Annotated in this window: 17 protein-coding genes; 1 reads left to right on the top strand and 16 read right to left on the bottom strand. The window is 72.0% G+C overall.

Annotated elements, in window-relative coordinates; translation table 11 throughout:
• Positions 1 to 9 precede the first annotated feature (9 nt).
• From QDR37_RS08420 to QDR37_RS08410, 3 genes are all read right to left on the bottom strand, one after another.
• On the bottom strand, positions 10 to 855 hold the full coding sequence (locus tag QDR37_RS08420) for an SURF1 family cytochrome oxidase biogenesis protein (protein ID WP_279713178.1): 846 nt from the start codon (positions 853 to 855) through the stop codon (positions 10 to 12).
• Positions 852 to 2,510: a glycerol-3-phosphate dehydrogenase/oxidase gene (locus tag QDR37_RS08415; RefSeq protein ID WP_279713592.1), complete on the bottom strand. Its 1,659-nt coding sequence runs from the start codon at positions 2,508 to 2,510 to the stop codon at positions 852 to 854. Before QDR37_RS08415 ends, QDR37_RS08420 begins: the two co-directional genes overlap by 4 nt.
• A gap of 164 nt (positions 2,511 to 2,674) precedes the next feature.
• Positions 2,675 to 3,790 (bottom strand): GuaB3 family IMP dehydrogenase-related protein, encoded by a 1,116-nt coding sequence (locus QDR37_RS08410; RefSeq protein WP_279713591.1) that lies wholly within the window; start codon positions 3,788 to 3,790, stop codon positions 2,675 to 2,677.
• A 230-nt stretch (positions 3,791 to 4,020) separates the two neighbouring features.
• Between QDR37_RS08410 and QDR37_RS08405 the strand changes: the two genes are divergently transcribed.
• Positions 4,021 to 5,328 (top strand): glycosyltransferase, encoded by a 1,308-nt coding sequence (locus tag QDR37_RS08405; protein WP_279713177.1) that lies wholly within the window; start codon positions 4,021 to 4,023, stop codon positions 5,326 to 5,328.
• On the opposite strand, the gene QDR37_RS08400 is transcribed toward QDR37_RS08405, so the two are convergent.
• The 13 genes from QDR37_RS08400 to QDR37_RS08340 all read right to left on the bottom strand — a co-directional run bounded on the left by QDR37_RS08400 (position 5,315) and on the right by QDR37_RS08340 (position 24,011).
• Complete coding sequence (locus QDR37_RS08400; RefSeq protein ID WP_279713176.1) at positions 5,315 to 8,185, bottom strand: glycoside hydrolase family 2 TIM barrel-domain containing protein; 2,871 nt, start codon at positions 8,183 to 8,185, stop codon at positions 5,315 to 5,317. The genes QDR37_RS08405 and QDR37_RS08400 overlap by 14 nt on opposite strands.
• Complete coding sequence (locus QDR37_RS08395; RefSeq protein WP_279713175.1) at positions 8,182 to 10,278, bottom strand: alpha-galactosidase; 2,097 nt, start codon at positions 10,276 to 10,278, stop codon at positions 8,182 to 8,184. The genes QDR37_RS08400 and QDR37_RS08395 overlap by 4 nt, the downstream gene beginning before the upstream one ends.
• A 70-nt stretch (positions 10,279 to 10,348) precedes the next feature.
• Positions 10,349 to 11,284 (bottom strand): carbohydrate ABC transporter permease, encoded by a 936-nt coding sequence (locus QDR37_RS08390; protein ID WP_279713174.1) that lies wholly within the window; start codon positions 11,282 to 11,284, stop codon positions 10,349 to 10,351.
• A 2-nt stretch (positions 11,285 to 11,286) separates the two neighbouring features.
• Positions 11,287 to 12,249: a sugar ABC transporter permease gene (locus QDR37_RS08385; protein WP_279713173.1), complete on the bottom strand. Its 963-nt coding sequence runs from the start codon at positions 12,247 to 12,249 to the stop codon at positions 11,287 to 11,289.
• Between the two features lie 11 nt (positions 12,250 to 12,260).
• A complete protein-coding gene (locus tag QDR37_RS08380) occupies positions 12,261 to 13,529 on the bottom strand; it encodes an extracellular solute-binding protein (RefSeq protein WP_279713172.1) in 1,269 nt (422 codons plus the stop codon).
• 190 nt (positions 13,530 to 13,719) lie between these two features.
• Positions 13,720 to 14,763, bottom strand: coding sequence for a LacI family DNA-binding transcriptional regulator (locus QDR37_RS08375; RefSeq protein WP_279713170.1), 1,044 nt, complete (start codon positions 14,761 to 14,763; stop codon positions 13,720 to 13,722).
• A 185-nt stretch (positions 14,764 to 14,948) separates the two neighbouring features.
• Entirely contained in the window at positions 14,949 to 16,448 is a 1,500-nt protein-coding gene (guaB, locus tag QDR37_RS08370; protein ID WP_279713169.1) for an IMP dehydrogenase, read from the bottom strand.
• Between the two features lie 151 nt (positions 16,449 to 16,599).
• Positions 16,600 to 18,273 carry an APC family permease gene (locus tag QDR37_RS08365; RefSeq protein WP_279713168.1) on the bottom strand — a complete coding sequence of 558 codons (1,674 nt, stop codon included), beginning with the start codon at positions 18,271 to 18,273 and terminating at the stop codon, positions 16,600 to 16,602.
• A 119-nt stretch (positions 18,274 to 18,392) separates the two neighbouring features.
• The gene (locus QDR37_RS08360; protein ID WP_279713167.1) at positions 18,393 to 19,169 is read right to left on the bottom strand and encodes an ABC transporter ATP-binding protein; all 777 of its coding nucleotides are present in this window, start codon (positions 19,167 to 19,169) and stop codon (positions 18,393 to 18,395) included.
• Positions 19,169 to 20,083 (bottom strand): ABC transporter ATP-binding protein, encoded by a 915-nt coding sequence (locus QDR37_RS08355; RefSeq protein ID WP_279713589.1) that lies wholly within the window; start codon positions 20,081 to 20,083, stop codon positions 19,169 to 19,171. The genes QDR37_RS08360 and QDR37_RS08355 overlap by 1 nt, the downstream gene beginning before the upstream one ends.
• A 61-nt stretch (positions 20,084 to 20,144) precedes the next feature.
• Positions 20,145 to 21,131: a branched-chain amino acid ABC transporter permease gene (locus QDR37_RS08350; RefSeq protein ID WP_279713166.1), complete on the bottom strand. Its 987-nt coding sequence runs from the start codon at positions 21,129 to 21,131 to the stop codon at positions 20,145 to 20,147.
• A 33-nt stretch (positions 21,132 to 21,164) separates the two neighbouring features.
• Positions 21,165 to 22,538: a branched-chain amino acid ABC transporter permease gene (locus tag QDR37_RS08345; protein ID WP_279713165.1), complete on the bottom strand. Its 1,374-nt coding sequence runs from the start codon at positions 22,536 to 22,538 to the stop codon at positions 21,165 to 21,167.
• Between the two features lie 102 nt (positions 22,539 to 22,640).
• Entirely contained in the window at positions 22,641 to 24,011 is a 1,371-nt protein-coding gene (locus QDR37_RS08340; protein ID WP_279713164.1) for an ABC transporter substrate-binding protein, read from the bottom strand.
• Position 24,012 lies beyond the last annotated feature (1 nt).

Genomic DNA, 24,012 nt, shown 5'->3' with positions numbered 1-24,012 from the left:
CGCAGGATCCTACGCTCGGGGCCTCGTCCCGCCGGCCGGGACCGGGTCGTCGAGCAGCTCCTCCTCGTCCTCCGCGGCCCGGTGCTCGAGCTCCCAGCGGTCGCGCACGAGGCGGTACCAGAGGTAGAAGGCGATGCCGGCGAAGAGGATCCACTCGGCCGCGTAGACGAGGTTCTGCAGGTTCAGGGTCACCTGCTCGACGGGTCGCGGCGAGTAGATGGCCGTCAGCCCCGCGGGCGCCCGCGAGAGCGTGAGCACGCCCTCGTAGACCGGCCCCTCGGCGCCGTCGGTCCAGAGGTTCACGAGCTGCGCGGTCGAGACGCGGGTCAGCCGCTCCGGCGGTCCCGACACGCTCGGGCTCGCCGCGTCGCTGTCGATGTAGCGGCCGCGGAGCGGGCCGGGCGCCGGCGGGTCCGCCCGCAGCGCGGCGGCGGCCCGCTCCGCGGCCGTGCGGCTCGCGGTCCAGCCGAGCCCGACGGCGAGCTGCGCCCCCGCCGGCTCGTCGACGATCGCGTGCCCGATCACCCACCAGCCCGACTCGCCGCGGTTCAGCCGGTCGGCGACGACGAGGAAGTCGGGCGCCACCCACCGGCCGGCGGTCGTGACGAGCTGGCCGACGGACGCGTCCGTCTGCTGCGACTGCGGCACCGCGACCGAGCGGAGCGCCACCGCGTGCTCGGTGGGCCGGGCGACGATCGTGCCGTTCTGCACGGCCCGCGACAGCTGCCACTGCGCGAGCCCGGCGAGCCCCGCCGCCACGACGAGCGCGAGCAGCAGCAGCGCGAGCGACCGCGGTCGCACCATCTCCGACAGGAGCGTGCGGCCGGGCCGGCCCGCGGCGGGCGCAGCGGTCACGGCATCCGGACGATCTCGGGCGCCTCCAGCCGCACCCGGTCGGCGGAGATGTCGTCGGGCATCGTCTGGCTGGCCCGCTCGGCGCGGACGCGCTCGAGGTAGGTCTCGACCTCGAGCCGCTCCTGCCGCTCGTCCCAGCCGAGCACCTCGGCCATGAGCCGCGCGGCGACGGGAGCCGCGGAGACGCCGCGGTCCCACGCCTCGATCGAGATGCGGGTGCGCCTCGCGAGCACGTCGTCGAGGTGCAGCGCGCCCTCGTGCGTCGTCGCGTAGACGACCTCGGCCTGCAGGTAGTCGTCGGCGCCGGGCACCGGCGCCGCGAGCTCGGGTCGCTCGTCGATGAGCGCGAGCACCTCGTCGGCGAGCACGCCGAAGCGGTTGAGCAGGTGCTCGATGCGCGCCGGGTGCACCCCGTGCCGCGCGGCGATGGCGGTGCGCTGGTTCCAGGCCGCCTGGTAGCCCTCGGCGCCCACGAGCGCGATGTCCTCGGTCACCGACGCGGGGATCCGCCCGTCGAGCGCCGACACGGCCGCGTCGATCGCGTCCTTCGCCATCACCCGGTAGGTGGTCCACTTGCCGCCCGCGATGACGACGAGGCCCGGCACCGAGTGGGTCACGATGTGCTCGCGGGAGAGCTGGCTCGTCTGCTCGCTCTCGCCGGCGAGCAGCGGCCGCAGGCCCGCGTAGACCCCTTCGACGTCCTCGCGCGTGAGCGGGGTGGCGAGCACCTCGTTCACGTGCTCGAGGATGTAGTCGATGTCGGCCGCGGTCGCCGCGGGGTGCGCCTTGTCGAGCCGCCAGTCGGTGTCGGTCGTGCCGACGATCCAGTGCCGGCCCCACGGGATCACGAAGAGCACGCTCTTCTCGGTGCGGAGGATCATGCCCATCGTCGACTGGATGCGGTCGCGCGGCACGACGAGGTGCACGCCCTTGCTCGCCCGCACGTGGAACTGCCCGCGCTCACCGACGAGGGCCTGCGTGTCGTCGGTCCAGACGCCCGTGGCGTTCACGACCTGCTTCGCGCGGACGTCGAAGCGCTCACCGCTCTCGAGGTCGTGCGCGTGCACGCCGACGACCCGCTCGCCCACCTTGATGAAGCCCTCGACGCGCACGCGGGTGGCGACGTGCGCGCCGTAGTGCGCCGCGGTCCGCGCGACCGAGGCGCCGTAGCGCGCGTCGTCGACCTGCGCGTCGTAGTAGGTGAGTCCGCCGACGAACGCGTCGCGCTTCAGCGACGGGATGGCGCGCAGCAGCTGGCTGCGCGTGAGGTGCCGGTGGTGCGGGACCCCGGGCGGGCGTCCCCCGGTCCAGCTGAAGACGTCGTACATCGCCATGCCCGCGCCGATGTACGCCCGCTCCCACACGTGGTGCGTGAGCGGGAAGAGGAACTTCACGGGCTTCACGAGGTGCGGCGCGATGCGCTGCAGCAGCAGGCCGCGCTCGATGAGCGCCTCGCGGACGAGTGCGAAGTTCAGCTGCTCGAGGTAGCGGATGCCGCCGTGCACGAGCTTGCTCGAGCGGCTCGAGGTGCCCGCCGACCAGTCGCGGGCCTCGACGAGGCCCGTGCTGAGGCCGCGGGTGACGGCGTCGAGCGCGGCCCCCGTGCCGACGATGCCGCCGCCGACCACGAGCACGTCGAGCTCCGTGTCGCGCATCGCGGCGATCGCGGCGCGGCGCTGCTCGGGACCGAGCCCGTCTCGGCCGGATGCGGGGACGACGCGCTGCCGCTCCTCGGCGCCGGCGGGGTTGGCGATTGCCATGGGCGGATCCTCCTCAAGCGGAATGCGAGCGTACCCGCCCCGCATGGACGCACCGCTCGTCAGGCGTGGTACGGCGCGACCACCACCTCGACGCGCTGGAACTCCTTGAGGTCGGAGTAGCCGGTCGTCGCCATCGACCGGCGCAGGGCCCCGGCGAGATTCACGGTGCCGTCGGGGCTGTGCGCCGGTCCGAACAGCACCTCCTCGAGGCTGCCGACCTGCCCCACCCGCACCCGCCGTCCGCGGGGCAGCTGGTCGTGGTGCGCCTCGAGACCCCAGTGCCAGCCGCCGCCAGGCGCCTCGGTCGCACGCGCGAAGGTGGTGCCGAGCATGACGGCGTCGGCGCCCATCGCGATCGCCTTCACGATGTCGCCGGAGTTGCCGAGGCCGCCGTCGGCGATGACGTGCACGTAGCGGCCGCCCGACTCGTCGAGGTAGTCGCGCCGGGCGCCCGCCACGTCGGCGACGGCGGTCGCCATCGGCGCGTGGATCCCGAGCGACGTGCGCGTCGTGGTCGCGGCCCCGCCGCCGAAGCCGACGAGCACGCCCGCCGCCCCGGTGCGCATGAGGTGCAGCGCCGCCGTGTAGGTGGCGGCCCCGCCGACGATGACCGGCACGTCGAGCTCGTAGATGAAGCGCTTGAGGTCGAGCGGCTCGGACGCCTTCGACACGTGCTCGGCCGACACCGTCGTGCCGCGGATGACGAACAGGTCGACCCCGGCGTCGACGACGACCGAGGAGAACTCCTGCGTGCGCTGCGGCGAGAGCGCGGCGGCGACCGGCACCCCTGCGGCGCGCACCTCGGCGAGGCGCTGCCGGATGAGGTCCTCGCGGATCGGCGCGCGGTACAGCTCCTGCATCCGCGTGGTCGCCTCGTCCTCGGGCAGCTCGCGGATCTCGGCGAGCACCGGCTCCGGCTCGTCGTAGCGGGTCCAGACGCCCTCGAGCCCGAGCACCCCGAGGCCCCCGAGTCGGCCGATCTCGATGGCGGTGGCCGGCGAGGTGACCGAGTCCATCGGCGCCGAGAGGAACGGCACGGCGAACGTGTACGCGTCGATCGTCCACGAGGTGGAGACGACCTCGGGATCGCGGGTGCGGCGCGAGGGCACGATGGCGACGTCGTCGAAGGCGTAGACGCGCCGGGCCCGCTTGGCGCGGCCGATCTCGAGGTCCATGCTCACGCGGCCACCCTATCCACGGCCCCCGTCGGTGCCCCGGGCCCCGTCGGCCTCCTCCCTACCGACCGTCGGCACCCCGCCCGCGTGCAGGTGCGACACGCGGGTCCGGGACCTCCACGTGAGCGGATCACCTGCACGCGGTATCCGTCGGGGCTCGCACGCCTCCGAGGGGCTGATCGAGCGGCGCGGCACCCCCGGAACCGGGGGCGCCCGCGGCACGATGGGGTGTGGCCCGCATCCTGATCACGAGCGCCCGGCAGGCGGGGTTCGTGCTCCCGCTCACCGAGATCGCGCGTGCGCTCGTGGCGGCGGGTCACGACGTGCACTTCCTCTCGGGCGAGGCGTTCCGCGGGCGCATCGAGGCCGCGGGCGCGCACTACGTGCGACTGCCCTACGACGAGGGCACGCCGGTGCCCGGCCGCGCTCCCGGCTCGGGCGTGCAGGGCATCGCGAAGCTGCTCGAGTCCCTGTTCCTCGACCCGATCGAGATCGACTTCCGCACGGTCCGCGGACTCGTCGACGCCCTCGGCATCGACCTCGTCATCACCGAGCCGCTGTTCGTCGGCTCCTCGATCCTCGGCCTGCTCCCCCGCGCCGAGCGTCCCGCAGTGCTCTCGGTCGGCCTCTTCCCGCTCATGCTGCCGAGCCCCGACGCGCCGCCGTACGGCCTCGCGCTGCCGCCGATCGAGCCGCCGCTGAACGAGCTGCGCAACGTGCTGCTCGACGCCGCGGCGCGTGCGGTGCTCGCTCCGGTGACGCGGCGCTTCCGCCAGGAGGTGCAGCGGCTCACCGGCGTGCGCCTGAAGGGTCACCTGTTCGAGCTCGCGCTCGAGGTCGACGCGTACGCGCAGCTGACGGTGCCGCAGTTCGAGTACCCGCGCCGGGCGCTGCCGCCGAAGGTGCGCTTCGTGGGACCGCTGCCAGCGCCGGCGTTCGGCGAGCTCCCCGCCTGGTGGGACTACTCGGACCGACGGCCGATCGTCGCCGTCACCCAGGGCACCTATGCGAACGAGGACTTCACCGAGCTCGTCGTCCCGGCGATCCGGGCGCTCGAGGACAGCGGGCTGCTCGTCGTCGTGACGACCGGCGGCCCTCCGCCCGCCGCCGTCGAGGAGGCCTACGGCGGCCCGCTGCCCGAGAACGTCCGCGTCGAGCGCTTCCTGCCCTACGACCACCTGCTCGCCTCCGCGAGCGTGATGGTGACGAACGGCGGCTACGGCTCGGTGCACGCGGCGCTCCGCCACGGGCTGCCCCTCGTGGTCTCCGGCACGAGCGAGGACAAGGGTGAGGTGAACGCGCGCGTGGGCTGGTCCGGCGCCGGCATCGACCTCAAGCAGCAGCGCCCCCGGCCGGAGGCGGTGCGCGAGGCGGTCGACGCCGTGCTCGAGAACGGCCGCTACCGGGCCGCCGCGAGGCGCCTCGGCACGGCGATCGCCGGTACCGATGCGCTGCGCGACGTGCTCGCGGTCGCCGACCGGCTGGTCGCCGACCGCGAGCACGTCGTCGCGCGCCCCTGGTCGCTCAGCGCGGTGTGAACGCGAGCCGCCCCGTCACCCGCCGCGCGTCGAGGCGGTGGCGCGGCAGCACGCCGGGCCCGCACGAGGCGGTGCCGATGCCGTGCTCGGCGAGGTCGAGCACGAGCCGGCAGCGGTCGGTCGCGTCCGGCAGGTCGATCGGATGCGCCGCACCGGCGAGCTCGGCCGACGTCCACGGGCTCGCCGTGAAGCTGAACCCGTCGCCCGTCACGGTGAACCCGCGGCCCGGCGCGCCGACGTCGAGCCGGGTGCAGCCCGAGCGCGACCCGTTCTCCTGCGGCCGCACGTAGTCGGTGTGCAGCTCGAGGAGGTCGCCGACCGTCCACGAGCCGAGGCGCTGCGATCCGCCCGTGTCCGGGTAGCGCTGGCCGGGCCCGTAGCCGTCCCAGGCGATCCCCGCCGGCCGGAACTGCAGCAGCAGCTCGAGCCCGACGCGCGCCCACCCGAAGGGCCAGTCGCCGTGCGGCTCGACCGTGACGTCGAGCCCGAGCGCCGCACCGTCGCTCGTCCAGCGCTCCGTGACGACCACGTGCGCGTCGGTGGCCGCGGGCCCGACGCGGGTCACGACCTCGAGCGCGCTCCCTGCGGCCGTGACCGAGACGAGGCGGCGGCGGAGGCGGTGCAGCGCCTCACGCTGCCAGCCGTCGGCGTCCGACGGGAGTCCCCGGTCGCGGCGGTCGGTGCCGACGCCGCGGTCGTTGTCGGTGGGTGCGCGCCACAGGGTCAGGTCGAGGCCCGGCAGCGGCAGGTCGCCGAGTGCGACGAGACGGCCGGTCGCGCCGTCGAACCGGGCGGGGCCGAGCGTCACCGCGCGGCCGTCGACGACGGGTGCGACGCCCTCCTCGGGCGGCGCGGGCACGGGCTGCGCGCCCGACTGGGCGAAGGTGAGCTCGTGCCCGGCGGGTGCCCAGGGCGACGGCGTCGTCGTGACGAGCCGCACGGTGACCACCCCGTCGCCCCGGGCGGGGTCCGGCAGCGGTATCCGCGCCGTCTCGTGCGGCGCGACGTCCGGCAGCTCGATCGAGCCTGCGGCGTCCGTGCCCTCGACGCGCCACTCGAGCGCGAGGCCCGCGAGGCCGCGGAAGTCGAAGGCGTTCTCCACCGCGACCGCGTCGCCCGTCACGGCGAGGTGCACCGGCTCGTAGGCCTTCTTCACGTCGGCGAGGCCCGGCCGCGGGTGCCGGTCGGCGTCGACGAGGCCGTCGGCCACGAAGTTGCCGTCGTGCAGCGGCTCCCCGAAGTCGCCGCCGTAGGCGAACCACTCCCGGCCGTCGGCCGTGCGGCGGCGGATGCCGTGCTCGAGCCACTCCCACACGAACCCGCCCTGGGCGCGCGGGTACCGGCGGAAGCTCGCCTCGTACTCGTCGATGCCGCCGGGGCCGTTGCCCATCGCGTGGATGTACTCGCAGAGCAGGAAGGGCAGCGCCCGGCGGTGCGCGTCGGCGGCCGCATCGGGCAGCGGCTCCTCCGCCTGCCGGCCGATCGCGTCGACCTCGTCCTGGTGCGCGTACATGCGCGAGTAGACGTCGACGTAGGTGCTCGACCAGTCACCCTCGTAGTGCACGGGCCGCGACGGGTCGAGCTCCTTCGCCCGGCGGGCGGACGCCTCGAGGTTGCCGCCCGTGCCCGCCTCGTTGCCGAGCGACCACAGGATCACGCTCGGGTGGTTGCGGTCGCGGGCGACCGTCCGGGTCATGCGGTCGACGTACGCGGGCTCCCAGTCGGGGTCGTCGCTCGGGTTGCCGCGCCAGCCGACGTGGAGGAAGCCGTGCGTCTCGAGGTCGCACTCGTCGACGAGGTAGAAGCCGAGCTCGTCGGCGAGGCCGGGGAGGTCGGGGTGCGGCGGGTAGTGCGAGGTGCGGATCGCGTTCACGTTCGAGCGCTTCATGAGCAGCAGCTCGTCCCGCATGGTCGCGGCGGGCACGACGCGGCCGGAATCGGGGTGGTGCTCGTGCCGGTTCACGCCACGGATACGGATGCGCTGCCCGTTCACCTTGAGCTGCGCGTCCTCGATCGTGATCGTGCGGAAGCCCGCCCGCAGCGTCGCCGTCTCGGCGCCCGTCGTCACGACGACGTCGACGAGGTCGGGCGTCTCGGCCGTCCACGGCCGCGCGCCCTCGACCCGGTGCGCGACGCCCGGCTCGAGGCCCTCGAGCCCGAGCGACGGGACCGCCACCGTGGCGGTGGCACCGTCCCGGGTGCGGGCGTCGACCCGCAGCAGCCCGGCGCCGTCGGACCAGTCGGCCTGCACGACGACCTCGTCGAGGCCACCGGGGGGCGCGGACTGCAGCGTGACGTCGCGGAAGACGCCCGGCAGCCACCACATGTCCTGGTCCTCGAGGTAGCTGGTCGCCGCCCACTGCGTCACCCGCAGCACGAGGAGGTTCTCCCCCGGCACGAGCGCGGCGGTCGCGTCGAACTCGTGCACGAGGCGGCTGCCCCGGGTCGAGCCGAGGCGGTGCCCGTTCAGCCAGATCTCGCCGGCGGCGTCGACGCCGTCCAGGCGCAGGATCGCGGGACCGCCGTCCCAGGAGAAGGTGCGGCGGAGGTCCCCCACCGGGTTCTCGTCGGGCACGTGCGGGGGGTCGACCGGGAAGGGGAACACCGTGTTCGTGTACGCCGGGGCGCCGTGGCCCGCCATCGGCCAGCTCGACGGCACCTCGAGGGTCCCCCAGGACGAGTCGTCGAACCCCGGATCGCCGACGCCCTGCGGCGCGTCCGCGAGCGATGGGGACAGCAGGAATCGCCACGAGCCGTTCAGCGACAGCACCGGGGCGTCGGTGGTGAATCGGGCGCGCGGCGGCAGGGCCCCGTCGCCGACGATCGAGGCGGGATCGAGCACGGGACCTCCGGTCATGCGGTGAGGGTGAGGAGGAGCGCCTGCTCCGGGTTGAGGATCGGCATCGGCAGCCCGATCTCGGCGAGCACCCGGCCAGGCAGGACGGGCCGGGCATCGATCCAGGCGACGCCAGCGCGCCCGCTGAGCGCGTGCGGGCCCGGCGGCAGCGCGAGCTCGACGCGGTAGGCGCGGTCGGGGTCGAGGCCGCCGAAGCGGACCGGCACGGGCACCTCGTTCAGGCTCGTCGCGAGCGCCGCGACGGAGAACAGCGCCGACGAGCCGTCCTGCGCGACGACGCCCGTGACCTGGAGGGCGGGGTCCGGCGAGTCCATCCGGACCATGCGGCCGGTCGCGATCAGCTCGCGGTGCGCCTTGTGGACGCGGATCGCCTCGGCGAGCCGGGTGCGCTCGTCGTCGCTCGCCTGCCGCACGTCCCACTCGATGCCGAAGTGCCCGAACATCGCCGTGGTCGCGCGGAATCCGATGTCGTGCACGCGCCCCGTGCTGTGCGAGCGGGTCGGTCCCACGTGCGCGCCGACGAGCTCCGGCGGCACGAGCAGCTCGGTCCACCGCTGGATCTGCTGGCGCTCGAGGGCGTCGTTCGTGTCGGAGGTCCAGATGCGGTCCGTGCGGGCGAGGATCCCGAGGTCGACGCGGGCGCCGCCCGACGAGCAGCTCTCGATCTCGACCGACGGGTGGCGCCGCTTCAGCTCGTCGAGCAGCCGGTACGCGGCGAGCGTCTGCTCGTGGGTCGAGGCGCGGCCGCCGGAACCGAGCTCGAGCTGGTCGCGGTTCTGGTCCCACTTCAGGTAGTCGATCGCGTTCTCGGTGAGGATCGCGTCGAGCGCCTCGAGGATGTGCTGCCACGCGGCGGGGTTCGCGAGGTCGACGACCTGCTGGTGCCGCCACTCCTGCGGCATCCGGGTGCCGGGCGTCGAGATCCAGTCGGGGTGCGACCGCGCGAGGTCGGAGTCCTCGTTGATCATCTCCGGCTCGACCCAGAGCCCGAACTGCATGCCGCGGTCCTTGACGTGCTCGATGAGCGGCGTGAGGCCGTCCGGCCAGACCGTCTCGTCGACCTGCCAGTCGCCGAGCCCCGCGCGGTCGTGACGGCGCCCCGTGAACCAGCCGTCGTCGAGCACGAAGCGCTCGACCCCGAGGGACGCCGCCGTGTCGGCGAGCTCCTGCAGGGTGCCGAGGTCGTGGGCGAAGTAGACGGCCTCCCAGGTGTTCAGCACGACGGGCCGCGGGGCCGACGGGTGCGTCGGCCGGGCCCGGAGCCAGTCGTGGAAGCGCGCGCTGACCCCGTCGAGCCCGGCGGGCGACCACGCCGCGTAGACGGTCGGCGCGCGGTAGGTCTCCCCCGGCGCGAGCGCGACCTCGCCCGGCTGCAGCAGCTCGCCCGCGCCGAGCAGGGTGTCGCCGCTGCCGATCCGGTCGACGAAGGCCTCGAAGTCGCCGCTCCAGCCGAGGTGCACCGCCCAGACCTCGCCCGTGCGCCACCCGAAGCCCGCCGTGCCGGCGGCCATCACGGCGGGCGCGTCGTGCCCGGTGCGGCCGTGCCGCCCGCTGCGCACCCAGGTGCCCTGCTGGATCGGCCGGCGCTGCGGCGCCTTCTCACGGATCCACCGGCCGGTGGTGTCGAGCGACTCGGCGGCGTGCGCCGGCACGGGCAGCGCGACCTCGGCGCGGTCGAGCACGTAGTCGCCCTCGCCCGCGTTCGTGACCGCGAGGTCGACGAGCAGCAGCCCGGACGGCGTGAGCGCGAGCCCCACCTCGGCCTCGAGGCGCGTCTCGCCGTCGGCGAGGCGCAGCGTGCACCCCGTCCCGTCGCCCTCGATGCCGGTGAGCGCGAGGCGTGGGGAGAAGTCGCGGCCGCCGCGGCTGCCACGGATCGCAGGCCGCCCCCGCCAGCCGCGGGAGAGCTGCGGCAGCAGGCTCGGGCGCACCGGGTCGTCGAACATCGAGTGCGCGACGGGCGGGAGCAGCAGGGCGGGGTCGAGGTCGACGTCGCCGAGATCGGCCCCCCAGTGCACGACCACGGGGTCGTCACCGGTGGTGTCGAGGTACAGGGCGACGCCGCCGTTCGCCAGGCGGTGCGGTGCGGGCACGGATCCCCCTCGGGTTCGAGCAGCGGGAAGGCGCGGCGGGAACGGATCCCCGCCGCGCCTCCATGGTGGTTCAGCCCTTGTTGGCGCCGAGTGTGAGGCCCGCGATGAACTGGCGCTGCAGCGCCAGGTAGATGATCAGCGTCGGGATCACGGTGATGACCGCCCCGGCCGCGAGCAGGTTGTAGTTCGACAGGAACTGCCCCTGCAGGTTGTTGATCGCCGTCGTGATCGGCAGCTTGTTGCCGGTCTGGATGAGGATCAGCGGCCAGAAGTAGTCGTTGTAGATGAAGATGACCTCGAGCGTGCCGAGGGCCGCGAGCGCCGGCCGGGTGAGCGGCATGATCACCCGCCAGTACTGCGTCCACACGCCCGCGCCGTCGACGCGGGCCGCCTCGGACAGCTCCATCGGGATCGCCTTCATGTAGTTGGACAGCACGAAGGTGCAGAAGCCGATCTGGAAGGCGGTGTTCGCCGCGATCACGCTGTAGAGCTGGTTCAGCAGCGTGCCGGAGTCGGAGATCGAGTACGGCAGCTGCACGAGCTTGAACATCTCGAACAGCGGGGTGGCGAGCACCTGGGGCGGCAGCAGGTTGCCGGCGGTGAACATGATGAGCAGCGTCACGTTGAACCGCCACGAGTAGCGGCTCACCGCGAACGCCATCATCGACGCGAACAGCAGGGTGAGGATCACCGTCGGCACGGTGATGAGCACCGAGTTGCCGAAGTAGGTGATGAACCCGCCCTGGTTCCACGCGTCGATGTAGTTCTGCAGGTTGAACGCGCCGGCGACGCTGAAGTAGCCGTACCTGTCGGTGTCGGCCTTCGGCCGCAGCGACGTGTAGACGGCCCACAGCAGCGGGATCAGCCACATCACCGCCATGACGGTGAGGAACAGGTACGTCGGCCAGACGGTCCCGCCGCGCTTCGAGCGCGTCCGGGCCACCGCCTGGTCCCGCGCGTCGTCCTTCGGCCGCGCGGCGCGGGCCGTCGAGCTGGTGGTCGTCACGGTCACCGCTCCTTCGTGCTGAACGTGCGGGACAGGTAGATCACGATCGGCACGAGCGAGATCACGAGCAGCACCACCGCGAACGCCGAGCCGATGCCGATCACCTGCGTCTCACCGACGAGGTACTGCACGACGAGCACCGACAGCAGCTCGAGCCCGTTCGTGCCGTGGTTGATCACGTAGACGATGTCGAACGCGCGCAGCGACTCGATCACCGTGATCACGACGATGATCACGTTCGTCGGCGCCATGGCCGGGAAGACGACCCGGAAGAACGTCTGCGCCCCGTTCGCGCCGTCGAGCGCCGCCGCCTCGCGCAGCGACGGGTCGACGCCCTTCAACCCCGCCAGGTACAGGATCATGATGTAGCCCGCATGTCGCCAGGTGGCGGCCACGAGCGCCGCCCACAGGTTCACGTGCGAGTTGCCGAACCAGTCGATCGCCCGGGGCGTGCCGGACGTGCCGAGCAGGAAGTTCAGCAGCCCGTTGTCCTGCGAGTAGACGAGCTCCCAGATGATGCCGATGAGCGCGAGCGACAGCATCACCGGCATGAAGAAGATCGTCTGGTAGATGCGCGTGCCGCGGATCTTCGAGTCGAGCAGCACCGCGAGCAGCAGCCCGAGCGGCGTGCCGATCACCGCGAGGAACGCGAGCCACGTGACGTTGTGCAGCACCGCGGGCCAGAACTGCGGCGACTCGGCGAAGACGAAGCGGTAGTTCGTGAGGCCGTTGCCGTGGATGTCGGACAGGGCGAGGCCGTCCCACCTCGCGAACGACAGCGCGATCGACCCGAGCGTGGGCAGCCAGACGAGGACCGCCTGGATGAGCGTCGGGATCGCGATCATCACCCCGAGGACGATGCGGTCCTGGGAGTTCAGCTGGCGCAGGCGCCGGCGCCGGGCCGGGGGCTGCTTGGCCCCCGACCCGACCTCGGTGTCACCGAGCGCGACGAGCGGTGCGGACATCGGCCCGCCGCCTACTGCTGCGCGTACAGCGTCTTGGCCTGCGACTCGATGTTGGCGAGGTTGATCGAGCCCCCCTTGATGAAGTTGAGCATCGCGGGCTCGAGCACGTTCGCCGCCATGGCGGGCAGCGCGTCGCGGTCGAAGAACTGGCTGATCGACTTCGCGTTCGCGATGACGTCGGCCAGCTTCTTCGTGAACGCCGAGTAGCCGGACGTGTCCGCGTCCTTCGCCGTCATGATGTTCGACTTGTCGACCGAGTAGTAGGCCTGCTGGCCGGCGCCGGTTCCGAGGAACGCGAGCATGTCCTTCGCCGCCTGGTTCTGGCCGCCCTTCTTCGACAGCATCAGGCCGTCGATGGGGGCCTCGACCGCGTCGGTGCCCTCGACGGCGACCTCCGGGAACGGGAAGAAGTCGATGTCGTTGAGCACGGCCGGGTCGGTGTACTGCTGCGTGATGAACGAGCCGAGCAGCATCATGCCCGCCTGCTTCTTGCCGACCTTCTGCGCGCCCTCCTGCCAGGTGAGGCCGGCGGCGCTCGGGTCGTAGTAGGGCAGCAGCTCCTTCCAGGTGTCGAACACCTTCTGCACCTTCGAGGAGTTCCAGGCCTCCTTGTGGGCGCAGAGGTCGACGTGGAACTGGTAGCCGTTCAGCCGCATGTTCAGGTAGTCGAACGTGCCGCAGGCGGGCCACTGGTCCTTGTCGGTGAACGCGATCGGGATGATGCCCTTCGCCTTCATCTTCTTCGACACGGCGATCAGCTCGTCGAAGGTCTTCGGGACCGCCCAGCCGTTCTGCTGCCAGAACGACTTCCGGTAGAAGAAGCCCCACGGGTAGTTGTAGTTCGGCACGAAGTACTGCTTGCCGTCGTCCCCGGTCGACGCCTTCTTCAGCGCGTCGGAGTAGTTGCCGCCGATCTTGCTCCACACATCGCTGATGTCGGCGACGAGGCCCTTCTTCGCGTAGTACCGCATGCGGTAGCCGGCGAACCAGGTGAAGGCGTCGTCGGGGCTGCCCTGCAGGTAGTTCGTGATCTTGTCCTGGAAGCCGTTGTGGTCGCTCGTGTTGATGGTGACCTTGTCCTTCGACTTCTTCTCGAAGGCCGAGACGAACGCCGCATACGCCTTCTTCGGCGTCGGGTCGGACGCGTTGGAACCGAAGGTGAGGCTGCCGCCGCCACCGCCGCTGCCGCCGCTGCCGCTTCCCCCGCCACTGCCGCCCGAGCCGCCGGCGCAGGCCGCCAGCGCCGGTGCGCTGATCAGGCCGATCGCCCCGAGACCCATGCCCTTGAGGAGGCTCCGACGGTCGAGGCTTGACCGTCCGGGACCCATCGCTGCCATTGCACTCCCTCGTGATCGCAGTCGCGCCGCCTGTGCCGCGGGCCCGTCAGGGCCTTCGCCACTCCTCTGGGGCGCACCGATGCGAAACGTTCACACCGGCGCTCGCATCATATGACGACGGCCGATCTCCAGGTCAACCGGCGCGGGCGCGCCCATACCCGATCGTGACCTCGGCGGTGCTGCTGCGCACGACCAGGCGGGACGTGAGCGCCGGGTGGCACTGCTGCGGCGCGCCGTGCTCGATCTCGTCGAGCAGGGTCGCGATGGCACGGCGGCCCAGCTCGGCGAAGTCCTGCTGCACCGTCGTCAGCGGCGGCGAGAGGTACCGCGACGACGGGATGTCGTCGAATCCGACGACCGAGAGGTCGCGGGGCACGTCGAGGCCGAGCGCGGCCGCGGCCGCCATCAGCCCGATCGCCATCTCGTCGTTCGCCGCGAACACCGCGGTGACGTCGCGGCCCTCGAGGCCGCGCAGGCCGCAGGCGTAGCCGGAGTCGGGCGTCCACTCCCCCTCCGGTGCGAGGAGCACCTCGAGGCCGTGGTCGCGCATCGTCGCGATGTAGCCGCGGCGCCGCTCCTCGGCCTCCGCCCAGCCGGCGGGGCCCGGCAGGTGCAGGATGCGCCGGTGCCCGAGCCCGATCAGGTGCTCGGTGGCGAGGCGCGCGCCGCCCCGCTGGTCGATGACGAAGCCGTCGACCTCGTCCGGCGAACCCTGCAGCGTGAGCACCGGCACCTCGGCGCCGATGCGGTGGATCGCATCGCGCGCCCGGTCCTGCGGCGCGATCGCGACGATCCCCTCGACACCGTGGGCGAGCAGGGAGTCGAGGGCGCGGGCGATGTCCTCGAGGTCGTCGGAGGCGTTCGGGCTCGCGGACACCGCGTACCCGCGCTCGCGCGCGGCCGCATCGATGGCGAGGAACGAGCTGAACGGCCCGTGCAGGGGCCGGGCGGTGAGCAGCACGCCGATGGTGCGCGACCGGGAGGTGACGAGGGCGCGCGCGGCCCGGTTCGGCCGGTAGCCGAGCTCGTCGATGGCGGTGCGCACCCGCTCGGCCGTCGCGGGCGCGATCCGGGGATGAGCGTTCAGCACCCTCGAGACCGTCTGGTACGACACCCCGGCAGCTTCCGCGACGTCGCGGATGGAGGGCGGCCGCGCCCGGCGCCGTTCCTCGTCCACCGCGCCTCCGCCCTCGGCCCGCATATCCGGTCGCGATGCTAGCCCTGCGGCCGTACCGCCGTCAGCCCTCCCGCGCCGCGCGGCGCACCGGCCTCGCCGATCGCGGATCCGGGCGGCCTCCGACATCCCGGGCGTCGTTCCACGCCCGTCTTGCCGGAACCGGCCCGGATTCCGCGGAGGGAGGGTCAGCGGCGGTAGTTCGGGGCCTCGACGACCATCTGCACGTCGTGCGGGTGCGACTCCTTGAGGCCCGCCGCGGTGATGCGGACGAAGCGGCCGCGGTCCTTCAGCTCGGGCACCGTGCGGCCACCGACGTAGAACATCGACTGCCGCAGGCCGCCGAGCAGCTGGTACACGACGCTCGCCACCGGACCGCGGTACGGCACCTGGCCCTCGATGCCCTCGGCGATCAGCTGCTCGTCGCTCGGCACGTCGGCCTGGAAGTAGCGGTCGCGCGAGTACGACGTCTTCTTGCCGCGGGTCTGCAGCGCGCCGAGCGAGCCCATGCCGCGGTAGGTCTTGAACTGCTTGCCGTTCACGTAGATGAGGTCGCCGGGGCTCTCGTCGGTGCCGGCGAGCAGCGAGCCGAGCATCACGGTGTCGGCGCCCGCGACGAGCGCCTTCGCGATGTCGCCCGAGTACTGCAGGCCGCCGTCGGCGATGACGGGCACGTCGGCCTCGCGCGCGGCGAGCGACGCCTCGTACACCGCGGTCACCTGCGGCACACCGACGCCGGCGACGACGCGCGTGGTGCAGATCGAGCCCGGCCCGACGCCGACCTTCACGGCGTCGACGCCCGCGTCGACGAGCGCCTGCGCGCCGGAGCGGGTCGCGACGTTGCCGCCGATCACGTCGACGTGCGCGGCACGCGGCTCGGCCTTGAGGCGCCGCACGATGTCGAGCACGCCGGCGCTGTCGCCGTTCGCCGTGTCGACGACGAGCACGTCGACGCCCGCGTCGACGAGCGTCATCGCCCGGTCCCACGCGTCGCCGAAGAAGCCGATCGCGGCGCCGACGCGGAGGCGGCCCGCGTCGTCCTTCGTCGCGTTCGGGTAGCGCTCGCTCTTCTCGAAGTCCTTGACCGTGATGAGGCCGGTGAGCCGGCCGTTCGCGTCGACGAGCGGCAGCTTCTCGATGCGGTGCTGCGCGAGCAGGCCGATCGCGTCGCCGGGCGAGATGCCCTCGCGGCCCGTGACGAGCGGGGCCTTCGTCATCACGTCGGCGACCTTCGTCGTCTCCTTCTCGAAGGGCGAGACGAAGCGGATGTCACGGTTCGTGACGATGCCGACGAGCAGCCCTGCGGCGTCGACGACGGGGAGGCCGCTCACCCGGAACTGCGCGCAGAGCCGGTCGACCTCGGCCACGGAGGCGTCGGGCGTCGTCGTCACCGGGTCGGTGATCATGCCCGACTCGCTGCGCTTCACGCGGTCGACGTGCGCCGCCTGGTCCTCGATCGAGAGGTTGCGGTGGATCACGCCGATGCCGCCCTGCCGGGCCATGGCGATCGCCATGCGCGACTCGGTCACGGTGTCCATCGCGGACGACAGCAGCGGGGCCGCGAGCCGGATGCGGCGCGTGAGCCGCGACGAGGTGTCGGCGTCGCTCGGGATGACGTCGGTGTGCCCCGGCAGGAGCATCACGTCGTCGTAGGTCAGTCCCAGGAACCCGAACGGATCGCTCGCCATGCCCCGAGTTTATGAGCCGGGAAGGGCAAGCCCTGCCCGGGCGTCGTGAACAGTCCGGTCGGCCGAACAAGTCGGCCGACCTTCCGGCCCGAAGGTCGGCCGACCTGTGGACTCCGGGGGGTCGGCCGACCTGCTCGACGTGGGTCAGGGCCTAGTGCGCCGGGCCGGGCTCCGACATGAGCTCGTCCTCCTCCATGCGCACCGCGGTCTCCTCGGTGATCCGCTCGATCTCCTCGCGGGAGACGGCCACGTTGATCGCCCAGTAGTAGATGCCGAGGCTGAAGACCGCGACGACGAGGATGTCCCAGCCGAACGTGATCGGCGGGTTCTTGAGCGGGCCCCAGTCGCTGAACAGCACGATGAGGCCGAGCCCGATCAGGTAGACGGGCAGCCACTGCGCCGCCTTCCAGTCGAGGTGGATCGGCGTCGAGTTCAGCCGGAGGACCCGGTTCAGCACGATGACGACGTACCCGAGGATGATCGCGACGCCGAGCTGCCAGTCGGTGGTCCACCCGGTCCACATGATGATCAGGTTCGCGACGATGAACGCGATCGGGGCGAGCACCTGACCCCCGGGCAGCTTGTACGGCCGCTCGACGTCGGGCAGGCGCTTGCGGAACGCACCGAAGGCGAGCGGGGCCCCGGCGTACATGAGCACGGACGCGCTCGTGATGAGGCCGACGAGCGACTGCCAGCTCGGGAAGGGCAGGAAGCAGAGGCAGCCGATGAACCATGCGGCGATGAGACCGAACCAGGGCACGCCGCGGTTCGTGACGGCCTCGAAGATGCGCGGGAAGTAGCCGTTCTTGCTGAGGCCGTACGAGACGCGCGACGTCGCCGTGAAGTAGATGAGGCCGGTGCCGCCGGGCGAGATGACCGCGTCGATGTAGAGGATCGCCGCGAGCCACGCGAGCCCCGCCGCGGTCGCGACGAGCGCGAACGGTCCCGTGAGGAACTGGGCGCCGATGTGCGCCCAGCTGCCCGACATCTTCGACGTCGGGATCGCCGCGATGAAGACGATCTGCAGCGCGAGGTAGATGACGAGGCCGATGACGACCGAGCCGATGACCGCACGCGGGATGTCGCGGCGCGGGTTCGCGCTCTCCCCCGCGAGCTGGTCCGCCTGCTCGAACCCGAGCAGCGCGAAGATGATGCCCGCGTTCGGCATCGCGGCGAGCACGCCCTTCAGGCCCTGCGGGGCGAAGCCGTCGCCGCCGCCGAAGTTGCTGCCGTGGAAGCTGAAGAGGGCGAGCACGAGGATCGCGAAGACCGGGACGCCGATCTTCCACCACGTCGCGGCGCTGTTCGTGTTCGCGAGCGCCTTGACGGACAGGAAGTTGATCGCGACGAACACGATCATGATCACGACGGCGGCGACGAGGCCCGGCGCCGTCAGCACGCCGGTCTTGTCGTCGAGCCAGCCCTTCGCGAACGGCACGTAGCTCGACAGGTAGCCGATCATCGCGCTCACCTCGATGGGCGAGACGGTGACGGCCTGCAGCCACGAGAACCAGCCGAACGACGCCCCCGCGACGCCGCCGAAGGCGAGGTGCGGGAACCGGGCGGTGCCGCCCGCGATCGGGTACAGGCCGCCGAGCTCGGCGTGCACGAGCGCGAGCACGAGGATCGCGGCGCCGCCGATGATCCACGAGAAGATCGCGGCGGGACCGGCTTGGATGATGCCCTTGTCGGCTCCGTAGAGCCAGCCGGACCCGATGATGGAGCCGGCGGAGGCCCACATGAGGCCGATGAACCCGATGTTCCGCTTCAAGCCGGTGTCGGGGACCTTGGTGGCGGCCGGACCGCCGGCGCGTGTGGTGCTCATAGCGAGCGCACTCCTCTCTGAGTGGTCGCTGTCAAGGTCCCAGCGCCTCGGACGGGTGTCAAGTCGGCGCAGCAGGACCGTGGTCTCGGCCCCCGGACACCCCCTCCGAGGACGCCTCGTCAGGCCGGGAGCTCGGTGTCCGTCAGCTGCTCCACGTCCTGCGCGAGGGTACCGAGGTAGAGCTCGATCACCTTCGGGTCGTCGGCGAGCTCCCGCCCGGTGCCGGTGTAGGAGTTGCGCCCCTGGTCGAGCACGTAGCCGCGGTCGCAGATCTGCAGGCAGCGACGCGCGTTCTGCTCGACCATGATCACGGTCACCCCGGTGCGGTTGATCCGCCTCGTCCGGATGAACGTCTCGTCCTGCCGCACGGGCGAGAGACCGGCCGACGGCTCGTCGAGCAGCAGCACCGACGGCTCCATCATGAGCGCCCGCGCCATGGCGACCGACTGCCGCTCGCCGCCGGACAGCCCGCCCGCCCGCTGCCCGCGGCGCTGCGACAGCACCGGGAAGAGGTCGTAGATGGCGTCGAGCCGCTCGGTCAGCTTCTTCGGCCGCAGGAAGAGGCCCATCTGCAGGTTCTCCTGGATGGTGAGCGACGGGAAGACGTTGTTCGTCTGCGGCACGAAGCCGACTCCGGCCTGCACGAGCCGGTTCGCCTTGCTGTTCGTGATGTCGTCGCCGTTCAGCGACACGGTGCCGGAGCGCACCGGCACGAGCCCGAACAGCGCCTTCAGCAGCGTCGACTTGCCGGCGCCGTTCGGCCCGATGATGCCGATCAGCTCGCCGGGGTACGCGGTGAGGCTGCAGTCGTTCAGGATGTTGATGCCCGGCAGGTACCCCGCGACGAGGTGCTGGGCGTCGACGACCGGGGTCCCGATCTGCTGCGTGGCGACCATCAGGCGCGTCCCTCCCGCTCGGCGTCCTCGGCCGCGACCGCCTGACCGAAGTCCTCGTCGAGCAGCGCGTCGTCGCCGAGGTCCTGGTCGTGGTGCGAGCCGAGGTAGGCGTCGACGACGGCCTGGTGCGCCATGACGTTCGCGGGCGGCCCCTCGGCCACGACGCGGCCCTCGGCCATGACGACGACCCAGTCGGAGATGTGCCGCACCATGTGCATGTCGTGCTCGACGAAGAGCACGGTGGTGCCCTGGTCGCGCAGGTCCTGGATGTGTCCGAGCAGCGACTGCGTGAGCGCCGGGTTCACGCCGGCCATCGGTTCGTCGAGCATGATCATCGCCGGGTCGCTCATGAGCGCCCGCGCCATCTCGAGCAGCTTGCGCTGGCCCCCCGAGAGGCTGCCGGCGTAGTCGTCACGCTTCGTGTCGAGCGTGAAGCGCGCGAGCAGGGCGGCCGCCTTCTCGCGGATCTCCGCCTCGCGCTTGCGCCAGGCCGGCCGGAACAGCGCGGTGAGGATGCGCTCCCCCGGCTGGTCCTGCGCGCCGAGCAGCATGTTGTCCATCACCGTCATGCGCTCGAGCGCCTTCGTGAGCTGGAAGGTGCGCACCATGCCGGACTGCGCCACGCGGAACGCGCTCGTCGAGGCGAGCTCGGTGCCCTGGAACACCCACCGCGGCGTGCGCCCCTCCTCCTTCCGCGACGGGCGGTCGAAGCCCGTGATGAGGTTGAAGAAGGTGGTCTTGCCCGCGCCGTTCGGGCCGATGAGCGCGGTGATCGCCCCGCGCTGCACCTCGAGGTGGTCGACGTCGACGGCCGTGACGCCGCCGAAGCGCCGCACGATGTCGTCGACGGCGAGGATCGGCTGGGGCTTCGCGCTGCCGGGCTCCTGCGGCACCTCGGCGAGCTTGCGCCGCAGGGCGGCGCGGTCGTAGTCGTACCCCTCGAGGCGACCGCGAGCGGGGACGGCGGGAGCGGGCTCAGTCACCGAACGACAGCTCCTTCTTGTTGCCGAGGATGCCCTGCGGCCGGAAGATCACGAGCAGCATGAGGCCGATCCCGACCACGATCCAGCCGAACTGCGGGATCTGCTGCTCGTTCATGATCTGCTTCGGCACGAACTGGCTGACCACGTCGTTCAGCCCGATGATGACGATGAAGTACAGCACGGATCCGAGCACCGGCCCGAACACCGTCGCGGCGCCGCCGAGCAGCAGGCAGGTGTACAGGAGGAAGGTCGTCGTGCGGCCGAGGGAGTCGGCCTGCACCGACGACGACAGCACGTAGAGCATGCCGCCGGCCGCACCGATGACGCCGCCGAGCACGAGCGACTGCAGCTTCACGAGGTACACGTTCTTGCCGAGGCTGCGCATCGCGTCCTCGTCCTCGCGGATGCCCTTCACGGTGCGGCCCCACGGGCTGCGCATGAGCAGCCAGACGAGCAGGACGACGATCGCGAGCACGACCCAGCAGACGATGCGGAGGAACCAGCTGTCGCCCGAGGTGAGCGGGTAGTTGTACGGCCCGATCTGGAGCTGCTGGTCCGGGAAGGGCGACAGCGCCGTGAAGGCCCCCTGGTAGACGCGCCCGGGGATGCCCGCGGCGCCGCCCGTCCACTGCGACAGCGACTGGTTGTCACCGACGATCCGGATGATCTCCGCGGCGGCGATCGTGACGATCGCGAGGTAGTCGCCGCGCAGCTTGAGGGTCGGCAGACCGAGGATCAGCGCGAACAGCACCGCCGCGACGAGGCCGACGGCGACCCCGAGGAAGAAGCCGCCGCCGAGCTCGACCGTGATGGCGAGGCCGTATCCCCCGATGAGCATGAAGCCGGCCTGGCCGATGTTGACGAGGCCGGTGTAGCCGAAGTGCAGGTTCAGGCCGATCACGGCGATCGCGAACGCCGCGGTCACCGACGACAGGATCTGCTGCCCGAAGTCGGTGAGCAGCGAGGTGAGGAAGTCCATGCCTTCGTCCTCTCCGTCTTTCCGAGAGCCCGGTCAGCCGACGCGTTCGCGGCGGCCGAGGATGCCCTGGGGCCGGAACAGCAGCACCAGGATCAGGATGAGCAAGGCGGTCGCGTAGCGCAGGTCGCCCGACAGGAACAGGCTCGACACCTGCACGACGAGGCCGATCACGATCGACCCGACGAGCGCGCCGAACGCCGTGCCGAGGCCGCCGAGCGTGGTCGCCGCGAACATGAGCAGCAGGATCGCCTGCCCGGTCGCCCAGTTCACGCCGCCGTAGACGAGGCCGTAGAGGATGCCGGCGAGCCCGGCGAGCGCCATCGAGACGGTCCAGACGAGCCGGATGATGCGGTCGACGTCGATGCCGGAAGCGGCGGCGAGCGCGCGGTTGTCCGAGACGGCGCGGGTGGCCCGGCCGATGCGCGTGCGTTGCAGCGCGAGCCCGACGGCGACGAGCACCACGATCGAGATGAGCATCGCGAGGTACGCGTTCGCGGTGAGGTCGAGCGGTCCGCCCGTCAGCTGGATCGTCGGGGTGAGCGCGTGCACGCCCGCGCCCGCGAAGTACTGGAAGACGTACGACAGCGCGAGCGAGAGGCCGATCGTCACGACCATGAGCTGCGTGAGCCCGAGCCCGCGGCGCCGCAGCGGTCCCCAGATGAGCCGGTCCTGCACGTAGCCGGAGAGGCCGCAGACGAGCACCGTGACGATGCAGGCGACGAGGAAGTTCCACTGCAGCACGGTGCCGAAGGTCCAGGCGAGGATGCCGCCGAGGGTCACCTGCTCGCCGTGGGCGAAGTTCGACAGGCCGGTGGTGCCGTAGATGAGCGACAGCCCGATCGACGCGAGCGCGAGCAGCAGCCCGAGCAGCAGGCCGTTGCTGATCTGGTCCCACAGCATCGTGAGCGGCGTGACCGTCGGGCCGGCGGTGCTCTTCGAGCCGGAGAACGTGCCCGTGAGCGCGAAGGCACCCGGCGTCAGCTGACCGAGCGAGACCTGGACGGTGCGGCTCGGCGCGGCGGCCTTGATGCCCTTCGGCAGGCTCGCGGGCACGAGGGCGAGGCGGTAGGCGCCCGCCTTCTTCACCGTGTAGACGTACGAGCCGTTCGCGTCGGTGCGCGTCGGGACCGCGGTGCCGGACGGCGGCGTGAGTTGGATCGTCACGCCCTTGACCGGGTTGCCGTTGTCGTCGTGCAGGGCGCCGCGCACGCAGGCGGTCGTATCGTTCACGGCGCACGACGCCGTGGCCTCGACGACCGACTGCGTGCCGGAGGTGGGCACGGGGGTGGGTGAGGGGCTGGCGGCCAGCGCGGGCGCGGCGCCGAGCAGGGCGGAGGCGAGGGCCCCCAGCAGCACCGCGCCGGGGAGCGCGGCGAGCAGCCGGCGGGATCGTCGAGGGGAGGGCACGGGGCGTCTGGTCCTTCCGGACGGGCGCGGCGGGGCGCGGCGGGCGGTACGGCCGGGGGCCCGGTCGCTCGGTGCGACCGGACCCCCGGATCCGTCAGCGGATCAGGCGCCGCCCTTGACGGCGTTCACGAACTCCGTCGGGTTGTTGCCCTTGTACCGGTAGACGCTCACGTAGCCCGTGGACGGGTCGTGCTTGTCGTTCAACGGGCCGATGCCGGCGAGGCCCTCGTAGTGGATGGCCTTCTTCTGCTTCAGCAGGCCGACGCACTCCTTGTAGGACTTGCAGACGGTGCCGCCGTTCGCGCCGGAGACCGCGAGCAGGTTCGCCTGGATGGTGGCGGACGACGAGTCGCCGCCCTTCACCGCGGCGAGCGCGAGCAGCGTGGTCGCGTCGTACGACTCCGCGCCGTAGCCGAACGAGGTGATCGTGCCGCCGCCGGCGTTCGAGTACCAGGCCTGGATCTTCTTGCGGAGCTCGGTGTTCGGGTTCACGCCCTGCGCGGTGCCCTGGGCGCCGTTCAGCGTGTTCGCCGGGAGCTTGCCGGTGTAGTCGTTCAGGTTGCCGTCGACGAAGTAGGCCTTCGGCATCTTGAAGCCGGCGGAGACGAGCGCGGGCACGATCTGCGTGGTCTGGTCGAACGCGATGATGACCACCGCGTCGGGCTTCGCCGCGAGCGCCGCCTGGACCTCGGAGCTGAAGTTCGTCTCCTTGCTCGAGAACTCCTGGTTCTTGCCCTTCGCGCCGTAGACGACGGTGCCGCCGTTCGCCTCGATCGCCGCCTGCGTCGAGTCGCGCAGGTTGGTGCCGTACGCGTCGTTGAACACGAGGATGGCGACCTTCGAGTTGCCGTCGGCCACGATCTGCTTGCCGAGCGCGTCGCCCTCGGCCTTGTTCGGGGCCGCGTCGCGGAAGTACCACTTCGAGGCGCCGGAGAGCGCGTCGTCGGTGTTCGCCGGCGAGAACATGACGGTGTTCGAGGCCGACACGGTCGGCAGCACGCTCTCGGTGACGCTCGAGGACTCGGCGCCGAGGATGGCGGAGACCCGCGCCTGCAGCAGCTTCTTCACGTTCGTCGACCCGATGGTCGGGTTGTCGGCGTCGGAGGAGTCGACCGAGATGGAGCAGGCCTTCTGGCCGTTCACGCCGCCCGCGGCGTTGATGTCCTGCAGCGCGAGCCCGCTGCCGCCGATCGCTGCCGGCGCGAGGAACGCGAGGCTGCCCGTGAGCGGCAGGAACGTCCCGAGCTTGAACGTCGTCTTGGGGTCGGAGCCCGACGGGCAGGCCGCGGCGGCGGCGATCTTCGTCGAGGGCGCCGGGGCCGGTGCGGCCGACGTGCTCGAGGAGGAGCTCGAGGACGCCGACGGCGACGATCCGGAGCCCGAGGGCGATGAGCAGGCGGCGAGGGCCACTGCGGTCGCAGCGCCGATCGCCCAAACGGTCGCGAGGCGACCGCGGCGGGGGTGTGCAGGCATT

Source organism: Amnibacterium sp. CER49 (assembly GCF_029846255.1).
GTDB lineage: Bacteria > Actinomycetota > Actinomycetes > Actinomycetales > Microbacteriaceae > Amnibacterium.
Note: the sequence above shows the minus strand (reverse complement) of the source record. Positions and strands in the feature narration are given on the sequence as shown.